This window comes from Aerosakkonema funiforme FACHB-1375, from assembly GCF_014696265.1.
GTDB lineage: Bacteria > Cyanobacteriota > Cyanobacteriia > Cyanobacteriales > Aerosakkonemataceae > Aerosakkonema > Aerosakkonema funiforme_A.
Genome location: NZ_JACJPW010000029.1, coordinates 66,601 through 78,668, shown reverse-complemented (window position 1 = coordinate 78,668; position 12,068 = coordinate 66,601). Strand labels below are relative to the sequence as shown.

The following is a 12,068-nucleotide window of genomic DNA, read 5'->3' as shown; positions in this document are numbered from 1 at the left end:
AAGCGAATCAAGCACAAAACGCTTGGTTAAGTGCGGAACCGCTCTTGTATGCGGCTTGGAGACAGGCGACCACGAAAATTAACTTGCGATTAGGAGGACAAGTTCCTTCTTCCTTTGGGAAATTCCCAGAGTCAGAGCGAGTCGCAACGAAAGTTCAAAATGCCAACACTAAGAACTTGGATGTTGTACCAATTTGGGAGAGCCAAGTGGAGGTTTCATCGCATTTTGAACCCCCGTCCCTTTAGGGCTGGGGTGGCTTCAGGGAGATGTTCAAACGCCCGATCGAGTTGGGCAATTTATCCGTTCTTGGTTTAAGAGCGATCCAGGATTGGGCGATCGTCTGCGTTCCGAATTAGATCGATCGGGAAGAGAGCGCATTAAAGATGCAGTCAAAAATCCTCTGCGGTTAGCGCTTTTGTGTCGCACTTGGGCTAGACAGCAAGGAGAATTACCGAATACAAAAGCAGGGCTTTATCAGCAATTCATCGAAGCGCTTTATGATTGGAAGCGAGATAGATTTCCCACCAATTCAAATCAACGACATAAGCTGAATAAGGCACTGGGAGAATTGGCTTTGAAGGCAATATCTGAAGAAACAAGTAAATTTCGTCTGCGACATCGCTTTGTCTGTCAAGTGTTGGGCGAACCAGATGAAGAATTATTTGATTTAGCGCTTCAGTTGGGATTTTTGAATCAAGTGGGAGTGGCAGCAGAAACAGAAAATAAGGGTGAGAAAGTTTATGCTTTTTACCATCCAACATTCCAAGAGTATTTCGCAGCTTTGGCGGTTGAGGATTGGCACTATTTTATAAATCACGTACCGCATAATCCCAGCCAAGGTAATTATCGAACTTTTGAGCCACAGTGGAAGCAAGTGATTTTACTGTGGCTGGGGCGCGAAAATGTGCCGAAAGAGCAAAAGGAAAAGTTGATCGAGGCGTTAGTGGGATTTAAGGATGGATGCGGAATTGAGAATTTTTATGGCGTTAGAGCTTATTTTTTAGCCGCAGCAGGCATTGCAGAGTTCAGGGAATGTAGCTTGGGCGATCGAATCGTAACGCAGCTAGTTAAGTGGGCGTTTGGGGTCAATAAAATTGAAAAGCAAGAAAGGTGGCCATTTACCTTTGGCGGTGCCAATATTATTGTTGAAGATCCACTTAAAGAGGTGGCTAGAGCAGCTTTGCAAGAGACCGATCGAAGCCGAACGATCGCAGATCTGCTCAACTCGATCGACACAACTGAGCATAAGCCAACCGTTTGGCAAGCTGCAAGGCTCTTGGGACAAATCGAGCCTGGAAACAAGTATGCGATCGCTGTCCTCATTAAGTTGCTTAACACCAGTCAGGATAAGTCTACCAGTTATAAAACAGGGCAGATATTGACGCAAATTGCTGTAGGCAACGCTGATGCTTGTGCTGCTCTGATTCACCGAGTAGAAACCAGTCAGGAAGAGTCCAACCGTTTTCATTTTGCGCGGCACTTGGGGCAAATCGATCCGGGGAACAAGTTTGCGATCGCAACTTTGGTCGATTTGTTGCACAACAGTCAGGATGAATTTCTGCGTTGGCAAGGTGCCAGAGGTTTGGGGCAAATCGATCCGGGGAACAAGTATGCAATCGCCGCACTGATCGATCTGATGCAAACCAGTCAATCTGAGAACATTCGTGCCATTTCTGCTTGGAAGTTGGGGCAAATAGATCCGGGGAACTCCGATGCGATCGCAGAACTGATCGATTTGTTGCACACCAGTTCGGATGACTACATTCGTTGGCAAGCGGCAGAAAGCTTGGGGGAAATTGGCACGGGGAATCCTGATGCGATCGCTGCTCTAATTGAACTAACTTATACTACTGGAGCCAGGGAGATACATTATAGAGCGGCCTACGGGCTTGGCCAAATCGGAATTGGTAGCCCACAGGCTCGCGCTGCCCTCATTCACCTGTTGCATACTACTAAGGATGAGTCGATCCGCTGTCAAGCAGCTGAAAGCTTAGAGAAAATCGATTCTGGCAATAGGGATGCGATCGAAGCCCTGACCGAGCTGCTACACAGTCAAAATGAATCTATTATTGGGAATGCAGCGCAAAGATTAGCCAAAATCGATCCTGGCAATGCGGATGCCCAAAATGCCCTAACCAATCTACTGCTCACAAGTCAGAGAACTGAAGTCCCAAACCAAGCTGCCGATTGCTTGAAAGCTTTTCTTGACAATAAACGCTTTCCCATAATAGTCTCCAGCTTAAAGGATTATTTGCAAAATCAGAGCGATTTTCGCTACGCAGCTTGTTATAAAGTTCTGTGGCATTGCGCTCAAAATATGACTTATCAGGCTTTTTATCAAGCTTGGCACAACCAGCCGACTTCGACTCATCCAGAAGTTCCAGAAACTACTGGTGTTGGTTCCAACTTTATCACTCAAAACCTCAATCTGGCTGAATTACCCAGTCTGCTGGCAGCTGCAATTGCTAAGGATTCACATCTCAAAGATAATGTCAAGCTGATTTGTATCGATGTCAGCAAATTTATCGATTTGGATAATCCGGCTGCCGAAATTTATATCGAAATGGTTGAGCAAGGTTGTCGGGAACGTCAGCAGGGAGAACCGACGACGATGCAGGCGCTGAAAATTTATTGGAAACTATTGAAAAGCGATCGCAAAATTATTTTGGTGTTCTACGAAAAATCTACAGGAAGTCAACCGCAGGGATTTTCGCACTCTTTCCTGACTGCATTGGGTAAATTTGATGGGGCGATTGGTGTTGTAACCTCTCCCCCAACCCCTCTCCTACAAGGAGAGGCGAGTAAAAGTGGATCGACTTTCTCTTTGCAAGGGGAAGGATTTGGGGGTTGGGGATGTTTGCAATTCTTTTCTCCGAATCAGCCGAAGTTGGTGGAAAATATGGTGGGATGGATAAGAGCGATCGCACTGGAAAATTGCTGAAAATAATAGCAACTGCTTTCGTCAGTTAAAACGTTATTAATTTCTCAAACCCTTGATTCTAGACTCTTCTTACCCTAGTCCCTAGCCCCTAGTCCCTAGCCCCTATCCTGCATAGCGACAACATCGTGAAAGTGAGAGTAGTCGATCGCACGTCGTCCATCAGGCGTCCTGGAAAAGACATCGACAAAACGCATATTCCATAGGATATGCTCTGCCGCATAATAATGACGGGCGTGAATAGTTTGGGCAACCGTTTCGTCAAGCCCGGTTAGCATAACTATAAACTCAATGTTATCCTCTGCTAGTGATTTAGGTGTCGCGCCAAACAAAGGACTGGTCTCGTTAATTTGGTGCATCACCGTCCAAGTCAGCGCAAATGTGGGGGATTCGCTGCGAACGAGTTTGAGGTCGTGGAAGCGGCGCATATGTTGTCCTTCTAAAGTCACTTCATCGCGCATTAAACTCACCCGCACTTGGGCTTCCAAAATCTGGTTGTGGCGTTCGTTAGCAGTGCGGAACATCAGCGTCGGTACGCCGTTATGAGGAGCAATTACAGCGTTGCGACTGAATAAAACCCTAGCAGTGGGTTGAGAAAAGCGGGCGAACATTAGCCCCGTACCCATAGACAGGGCCATCAAACCGATCAAAGCTTCGATCGCCACTACAAAATTTGCGTAATCGGTTTTCGGATACATTGCCCCGTAGCCGATCGAAGCCATCGTCTGAACGCTAAAAAAGAAGGCATCCAGAAATGAGCCAGTCCGGGCGTTTGCAATGCAATCTCCTCCTGCCAAATATGCTAAGGCAAACAGTCCGTTAGCGGCGCAATAAAACAGTACAATTACTGCGAGGAATTTCGGCCAGGAAAGGGTGAGCAACCAATGGTATGAATCGCGCCAATGGGAGTGGGATGAGCCTTTACGGATAACATTGAAGCGGCGGTCGTGGGAGCCTTGTGAAGACATATACAGGTTCGCAATGCGCGGCAATTTGAGGCGGTGGCGGTCTTTTTTCATTGGCTGTCGCTCAGGCTCAAAATTTTACTGATTTATATTATATTTTTGCCATGCTTGCCAGAATACATAAATTGATAGAATCGCCAGCAGAGCGCGAAAAGCTAAACTGACGATTCGATCGGGCAATTTGGGTAGAAAGCGCGTACTAATCTGAGATCCTAAGAAGCCACCAAATCCCAAAATCAGTCCTTCTAAAAGTAAGACATTGCCTTTTAAGAAGTGACCGACACAAGCTGACATACCTGTAATTACTACGACACCTAAACTTGTCTGAACGGCAGCTTTGATAGGTTCTGCTAAGAGTAGCATTTGTAGGGGCACCATAATCACCCCGCCACCAACGCCAAACAAACCAGCCAGTATGCCTGCTGCACCCCCAGTGGCAATTCTAGCAATACTTTTAGCGATCGGGGACTGAGTATGCTCCCGATCTCCCACAGGCTGTCTGGCACTCAGACGCTGACGCAGATCGACTAAGTAGATGTTCAAGAGTAACAGTAGTGCAAATGATACTAGCAGAAAAGAGGGGCGAATGCGGCTGGCTATCCAAACGCCGATTTGTGCTGTCACTACAGCGGGAAATCCGATCGCCAACACCCTTTGCCAGCTGAAAAAACCCATGCGCCAGTTCTGTATGCTGCCAGAAATAGCTGTAATTAAAATCGACAGGCTGCTAGTGCCAACGGCTTGCACGGGTGTATAATTAAATGCAACCAAAAAGGGTACAAGTACCGTACCGCCGCCAATGCCCAAAAATCCCGCTAAAATTCCCGCAAATAAGCCAGCGGCAGCTAAAATCAACAAACTTGTAGGTTTCATCTGAATTTAGAATTTAGATTTTCCTTTAAATTTAAAATCTAAAATCTAAAATTTGCAATTATCAAATGTTGGTGGCCGTATTTTCCGCAGTTGCATTCAAAAAAACCGCCTCTACCACCCTAAACCTTGCAAATAGCTTTATTCTTCTTGTTCGACTGCGCCAAGAGCAATTAGTGTGGTTTTTTGAGCTTCAGTTAAGCCGGTAACGCCAGTAATATTCATTCCTTCGTAGGGTCTTTCCGGTATCAGGGTATTCAGGCAATTACCTGTGTTCGCATCCCAAAGCTTAATAGTGCCATCTTCGCTGCCGCTGGCTACAATTTTACCATCCCGACTGAAGGCGACCGATCGCACTTTTCGCTGGTGTCCTTTTAAGGTTTTTACGTTCTTGCAATTATCGAAATTACCGACATCCCACAATTTTACGGTATTATTGCAACCACCACTGGCGAGAGTTTGACCGTCGGGACTCCAGGCGATCGCTTCTACTCCTTGCTCGTGTGCATCCAAACTGGTTAAGCGCTGACAGTTGTTGAGATCGGAAATATCCCAGATCTTTATAGTTGTGTCTTCGCTACAACTTGCCAGAATTGGACGCGAGTTATCCGTCTGAGGACGGAAAGCGATTGACCAAACTCCCTTATGATGACCGACTTCCCCTCGCAAAGTGGCGACGTGCTGACAGTTTTCGATGTTGGAAATATCCCAGAGTTTTACTGCTGAATCTTCTCCGCCGCTGGCGAGAATTTTACCATCGGGACTGAAAGCTACTTCCCAACTCCAAAGTTCGTGTTCTTGATTTTGTTCTTCCCGATCCGATTGCAAATCAATAGTTTGCAAACATTCACCAGTGCGGGGATTCCATAATTTTACCGTTCCATCACCGCTACCGCTAGCCAAAATGTTACCATCTGGGCTGAAGGCAACTGACAAGACCCAAAGGTGATGTTCTGTAAAAGTATTCAAACATTTACCGGTGCTGACATCCCATACTTTCACGGTAAAATCAGCGCTGCTACTGGCGAGAGTTTTACCATCGGAACTGAAGGTGACTGACTGGATCAAATTTTTGTGTCCCTGCAAGGTTTTGACACATTTACCTGTTTTAATATCCCACAATCTGATGATATAATCGGTGCTACCGCTGGCGAGAGTTTCACCATCGGGACTGAAGGTGACTGACTGTATCCAATTGCTGTATCCCTGTGCGGTATTCAAACATTCACCTGTGCGAGTATCCCAGAGTTTTAAGGTACGATCGTCCGCAGCACTTATTAAGGTCTTACCCAAAGGATGGAAGACGAGTGACCAGATGCAGCTTTTGTGTCCCTGCAAGGTATTTAAACATTGACCTGTGCTGACATCCCACACTTTTACGGTAGTATCGGCACCGCCGCTGGCAACTATTTTACTATCGGGACTGAAGGCAACCGCTCGAATTATATCTCTATGTCCCTGCTGTCCCGTTAAAGTGTATTGGCATTTACCTGTGCTGGTATCCCAGAGTTTTACTGTGCGATCGAAACTGCCACTGGCGATTGTTTTACCGTCGGGACTGAAGGCAACTGACAAAACGAAAAGTCTGTGTCCTGTCAAAGTTTTGAGGCATTCACCACTATTAATATCCCATAACTTTAGGGTTGTATCGTCGCTGCCGCTTACTAAAGTTTGACCGTCGGGACTGTAGGCAATTGACCAGATCCCTTTATTGTGTCCCTGCAAAGTTTTTAGGCATTTATTTGTAGATATATCCCACAATTTAACTGTGGTATCGACGCTGCCGCTTGCCAGAGTTTGACCGTCGGGACTGAAGGCAACCGATCGGATCCAATTCCTATGTTCTCCCTCTTGATTCAGAGTTAAACTTTGTTGAATATTATCCAGATCGGAAATATCCCATAATTTAATTGTTTGGTCGGCACTGGCGCTAGCTAGAGTTTTGCCATCCGGACTGAAAGCAACTGAAAATACCCAATCTGCGTGTGCGTGATGGCTGAAAATTAGTTGACCGCTGGCAACTTGCCACAGGCGAATTTCACCATCCACATCGCCACTAGCTAAAAGTTTTCCATCCCGCGTTATTGCCACGGACATAATAATGCCGAAGGTTTGAATAAAAACGGATTTAGCTATATTCGCACCTGCTAAATTCACTCGCCTTACATTTACGCCTTGCAGGTATGCTTGCCATATTGCTAACTTAGAAAAGTCATAACCGCTTAAATCGGCTTTCATTTGAATAAGTAAATTCAGGACGTTTCCGGCTGCGTATCCCAGTTCTAGTTGCGGAGTTTTCTGCATTTCTGAGAGCAGTTGAATTAAATGTCCTTCCAGGCTTTTGCCCTTTATATACTCCTGTAACCTTTGCTTAAGTGGATTTACTATAAAGCGCAATTGGGCATCTCTAATACAATCTTTACTTAACGCTTTATAAATTGATATATTATTAAATAATTCTATTTTTAGCGTTTCTATTTCTTCGTGAATTGCCTCGATTAATTGGTCGGTGACATATTCCATAACTACAGGCTGTAGCGTAAACCACGATGCGCTTGCCTCGATTAAGGCTCGCTGTCTCAGAGAGGTTAAAGCATTCGGCAGTTCTCTTTTCGATTCTAATGATATAATGTCTTCGCGCAGTTCGGAGAAAGAAACAAGCTCGCGATTAATTGCCAACCAATACATAATCTCTTTTTCTGCATCTGACAAGCGACTGAATTGACGTTCTAATAGGTCGCGCATATCATCAAAAACCCCTGTTCCTTGTTCTAAAAATTTCAAAAATTGACAAACTTTAGCATCAAATACATCTCGAATTGCACCCGCCACCATCTTCAAGGCTAGTGGGTTGCCTGTGTAATATTTAATTAAGTCGCTCCATTCATTTTCCGAACCAGAAAATGAACCGATCGCCTTAATTAGTTCTTGTGCTTCTTGAACTTTTAAACCTGGCAGAGATAAGGAGCGAACCGGTAGTTTTTCTCCTTCCAATCTAAAGATTTCTCTAGGTTTTTCCCGACTGGTCAGCACTAAGCAACTGTGATGGCGTTCTTCTCCCAACCGTCGCAAAAGATCGCCGTAGTCCTGAAATCCTTCTCGATAGTGTCCGGCGCGATCGCCATCGCGCAGTACGGTCTCGAAATTGTCCAGTACTAATAGACAGCGATGTTGGCGTAAATAATGAATCAGCCTAGATATCTTACCATCTACGGTGTCGGGTAATTCGGTTTCCTCTTGGTGGGAAAGGAATTCGATCGCATCTGTCAGGATATCTTCTAGTTTAGGAGCATTGCGGAGACTTCGCCAGATCGTAAATTCAAATTTATCCTGAATCTGTTCTGCCAACTTTACAGATAGGGAAGTTTTACCGATTCCCCCCATACCGAGTAGCAACACCAGACGACAGTGTTCTTTTACTATCCATTGTTCCAGGGTAGCCAGTTCTTCCGTGCGACCGTAGAAAACGGAGACATCCGGCGCTTCTCCCCAATTCTGGTAATGCTTGATATCTCTATGAGATAACCCCTCAGACCCCTCTTCCCTAGTAGGTGAGGGGGGAGTTATAATGCTTCGCTCTCTTTGTAGGAGAGGGATTGGGGGAGAGGTAGCTTCTTCTATGGGGCTTTGCAGCGATCGGCGACGCAAAACTGACTTAAAGTTACTTTTAGTTACTTCCTCCCCGAAAGCTTGAGTAAGGAATTTCCATAACTTAGCACCAACATTCTTGATATGTTCCGGATCGTAGCCGAGTTCCTTTGCCATATCTGAATAAGTCTCTCCTTCCCAGGAGCGGCGAAGTATCTGCTCTTGAACATCATTGAGCTTTTCTGACTTCAGAACTCGATCTACGATAACTAGACCTTCGGCAACATTCATTTTATTAATAGAGATTTCAACGATTTTTATAATATTAACTTACTTTTTCTGACTGCGCTCGCCTTTTTGGGTGAGTTTAACCCATTGGTTCTCGAACAAAAGCTTGTGACTATTTACTACTTTTTCTCACTGCACACCAGAAAGAACGAAGTTAGATTTAATTCATGAAGCAAACGAGTTGGTCGAAATGAAATGAACGCTATCAACCAACCAATCTTATCAGAAACAAAAGCCAAAAGCATCTTTGCCAGCAAAACTTTCTGGGCAGCAGCATTAACAGCGGTAGCGGCAATTGCGCCGATTGTTGGTGAGGCAGTCAAAGAAAAGAAAATCACGGTCGATCGCACTGTAAATATCGTGATTATTTTGGCTACGACTGGTGCAACTCTAGCCGGACGGGTGCAAGCTGAAAATTCAGTTTATACACCGAACTGGTTACCCGGCCCAAACAAGTCTGATTTGGAAACTAGCAACTCTTGATATTTAACGAGGTTTGTATGCAACTGCGCGATATTATTGCCAACACAAAGACTATCTCTTTAGAAACTTTAGCCCAAGACACTGCACTTGCCGAAGAAGTCCAAATTAACCTGTTTCGTTTCGGTTTGCTCGATCCACCAGTTGACGGTAAGTTTGGTTTCTTTTCCACACAAGCCCTGAAATACTTGCAATCTATTCTCAAGATTCAAGAGTCAGGATTGGGGCCACAAACTAGCAAAGCGCTGCTGGAAGTTAAGGAAGCAATTCCGCTGAACTTGAGCAACGATTTAGCCAGCCGGATTATCAAGTATATGCGTTCAAAGGCATACTTTGTGGCGGTTGGAGAAAAGCGTTACAACATTGTTTATCTTGAAGGTGCTTCTGCTGATGGCAAACCCAATCGGGATAGTTTCAATGAATGGAACGATCGCCGGATTGTGATTGAAATAGCTACAGGAACTCCCAAAATTGTGGGTAACTGGTTAGCTACAACCGAACCCGGAAATTGGTCTACTCAACATCCCCCAAATGCTAATGGTGTCGCCCGAATTGCTTTCGGACAATACCAAGCTTGGCAAGTAGGAACGCATTACGGTAGCGGTCGCGATCCTCATGAAGCGCTGGTGCAATGTGGAACGGTGAAAGTATATCGCGATCGCAACAAAGATGGTATCCGAACTGGGGATGCGATCGATATCGGTTCTAACTTTTTTATCAACCAGCATTGGGGTTTTGATATGTCTAAAGTTGAAGGAGCTAGCGCTGGTTGCTTAGTCGGTCAATCTCGCCAAGAACATCGGGAATTTATGCGGTTGATTAAGCAAGACGTTCGCTATCAATTAAACAACAAATACGTCTTATTCACAACTATCATCCCAGGTGACGACTTAGCTAAAGCTTTCCCAGCTTCGTAGTAGCAGCAGGGTGGGCAATGCCCACCCTACTTAAGAGAAATCAGATAAATTATTCAGCCCAGAGCGGGATTAAATAAAATGAAACTCCAAGATATTTACAACCAAGACAATTCTGTTAAATTTGAGGACATGGATCGAGAACTAACCCAACAGATTCAAGTCCGTCTCAGCTCGCTTTCACTGTTACCGCCGCAAAGTGCAGATGGGTTATTTGGCCCTAAAACAAGAGCGGCTCTCGATGCTTTTACTAATGCTTTTCATTTACCCAGCGGCGTCATTACCAAGGAAACGGCTAAACTGCTCATCCAAGCAAACTCTCTTCCCCTGGAATCGCGCCTATTATCCGAGCGCGATTATACCAAAGCTGCTGACTTACTAAATTGTGATATCGCTGTCATCAAAGCGGTGGTAGAAGTAGAAAGCAACGGTAACGGTTTTCTGCAAGATGGACGACCGAAAATTCTGTTTGAAGCTCACAAATTCTCAGAATTTACTAATCATCGGTATGACTTGAGTCATCCTCAGATTTCTAGCTTAAAATGGAAACGAGAACTGTATAAAGGTGGCGCTAAGGAATACCCGCGCCTAGAGCAAGCTATCAGCTTAAATCGCTTAGCAGCGCTGAAATCGGCATCCTGGGGTTTGTTTCAAATTATGGGATTCAATCACAATCTCTGCGGTTTCAACGATGTGCAATATTTCGTGGCGGCGATGTACGCTTCCGAAGGCAAACAATTAGAAGCTTTTGTGGCGTATGTGCAAAATCAAAATCTGGCAGCTTTCTTAAAAAATCGCGAGTGGGCAAAGTTTGCTTACCATTATAATGGAGAAAGTTACCGCGCCAATGATTACGATGGCAAACTTGCTCGTGCTTACGATCGCTGGTCAAATTCAGTAGCAATTTTGCACTAATTTTTTCAGGATTCAATGCCCATAGTACCCGAATAGGGTACTATTTTTTAGCAAATATCGCTACAATGGGTGAATTACCAGAGCTAAAACTTGGGTTAACTTTAAAAGTAGTGACACAAATTAATTATGAACTTAAAAAATTTGACAAACAAGTGCTTAATTTCTGCGATCGGTCTAAGTTCGATCGCCAGCGGATTTTTCGCATTCGCTTCGCCAACTCTTGCCGATACAGTTTTAAGAAACGCCGAATGGCGGATAAATATTGGCAATGAAAATTCCTGGAATGGCGTCAACGGAACGGGGAATTTAACTTATCGAGGATGCGATACAAAAAATCGCTGTATCTCTTTAAGAAACGGTACAATTACTTGCCGAGATGGAGTTTGCACAAAGGCTTGGCGTAATGGAGAATATTCTTATGCGATTACTTCTCCCGTTACTCAAAACGGTAACGCACCCTCAACCTTAACGGTAAGGAAAGGTGCTAGCGTTATTGTTCGCAGTACCGGATTGAGATAGAAATATAGGCATCGGGAAAATTAATCAAAAAATGGGAGGTTGGATTTCGCGGAGGTGAAAACCAACCTATTGCAATTGGAGGAATAATGCGTTACGCGGTGGTGATTGAAAAAGCAGAAGGTAATTATTCCGCTTACGTTCCCGATTTACCTGGGTGCGTAAGTGTTGGAGATACTATAGAAGAAGTGAAACAAAATATTCAAGAAGCGATCGAATTTCATTTAGAAGGAATGCAAGAAGATGGTTTACCTATTCCTCAACCAACTACTGAATGCGAATATGTAGAAGTGGCAGCAGTTGTGGGATAATAAAGGATTTGGGATATCTTTGGAAAAGTGCGTTGGCGTAGCCTGCGCGTAGCCCATATCGCCTTTCCTTAAATAGCTTTACCTCTCCCCCAGCGTGTAAGGAGAGGCGATCGAGTTATTGTTCGCAACACCGGATTGAGATAAAAAGGAATTAATGGGGTAGATTAGGGGACGATAAATGCCCTGATAATTTTGAAAAATACCTGGAATGGGTGAGTCGCCAGATTTAAAAGTTTGTTGATAATTATATAGTATTGTGTTTGCCTCTAATAACCTCGACTGC

At 44.6% G+C, this 12,068-nt stretch carries 10 protein-coding genes; 7 read left to right on the top strand and 3 right to left on the bottom strand.

Annotation, left to right across the window (positions count from 1 at the left end; genetic code table 11):
• Positions 1-245, top strand: a 245-nt coding sequence (locus tag H6G03_RS37545) for a hypothetical protein (RefSeq protein WP_190462705.1), incomplete at its 5' end; no start/stop codon positions are given.
• Positions 246-328: 83 nt separating this feature from the next.
• Complete coding sequence (locus H6G03_RS13235; RefSeq protein WP_190464840.1) at positions 329-2,941, top strand: HEAT repeat domain-containing protein; 2,613 nt, start codon at positions 329-331, stop codon at positions 2,939-2,941.
• Between the two features lie 95 nt (positions 2,942-3,036).
• On the opposite strand, the gene H6G03_RS13230 is transcribed toward H6G03_RS13235, so the two are convergent.
• The 3 genes from H6G03_RS13230 to H6G03_RS13220 form a co-directional block, all read right to left on the bottom strand.
• A complete protein-coding gene (locus tag H6G03_RS13230; protein WP_190464839.1) occupies positions 3,037-3,957 on the bottom strand; it encodes an ion channel in 921 nt (306 codons plus the stop codon).
• Between the two features lie 24 nt (positions 3,958-3,981).
• Positions 3,982-4,776, bottom strand: a complete 795-nt coding sequence (locus H6G03_RS13225; RefSeq protein ID WP_190464838.1) for a sulfite exporter TauE/SafE family protein — start codon at positions 4,774-4,776, stop codon at positions 3,982-3,984.
• 138 nt (positions 4,777-4,914) lie between these two features.
• On the bottom strand, positions 4,915-8,652 hold the full coding sequence (locus H6G03_RS13220; protein WP_190464837.1) for a WD40 domain-containing protein: 3,738 nt from the start codon (positions 8,650-8,652) through the stop codon (positions 4,915-4,917).
• Between the two features lie 192 nt (positions 8,653-8,844).
• Here H6G03_RS13220 and H6G03_RS13215 point away from each other — a divergent pair, with 192 nt between their 5' ends.
• The 5 genes from H6G03_RS13215 (at position 8,845) to H6G03_RS13195 (ending at position 11,785) form a co-directional block, all read left to right on the top strand.
• A complete protein-coding gene (locus tag H6G03_RS13215) occupies positions 8,845-9,132 on the top strand; it encodes a hypothetical protein (RefSeq protein ID WP_190464836.1) in 288 nt (95 codons plus the stop codon).
• Positions 9,133-9,149: 17 nt separating this feature from the next.
• Positions 9,150-10,046 (top strand): peptidoglycan-binding domain-containing protein, encoded by an 897-nt coding sequence (locus H6G03_RS13210; protein ID WP_190464835.1) that lies wholly within the window; start codon positions 9,150-9,152, stop codon positions 10,044-10,046.
• A gap of 78 nt (positions 10,047-10,124) precedes the next feature.
• Complete coding sequence (locus H6G03_RS13205; protein ID WP_190464834.1) at positions 10,125-10,958, top strand: N-acetylmuramidase domain-containing protein; 834 nt, start codon at positions 10,125-10,127, stop codon at positions 10,956-10,958.
• Positions 10,959-11,084: 126 nt separating this feature from the next.
• Positions 11,085-11,477 carry a hypothetical protein gene (locus tag H6G03_RS13200; RefSeq protein ID WP_190464833.1) on the top strand — a complete coding sequence of 131 codons (393 nt, stop codon included), beginning with the start codon at positions 11,085-11,087 and terminating at the stop codon, positions 11,475-11,477.
• Between the two features lie 86 nt (positions 11,478-11,563).
• The gene (locus tag H6G03_RS13195) at positions 11,564-11,785 is read left to right on the top strand and encodes a type II toxin-antitoxin system HicB family antitoxin (RefSeq protein ID WP_190464832.1); all 222 of its coding nucleotides are present in this window, start codon (positions 11,564-11,566) and stop codon (positions 11,783-11,785) included.
• The last annotated feature ends 283 nt before the right edge of the window (positions 11,786-12,068 follow it).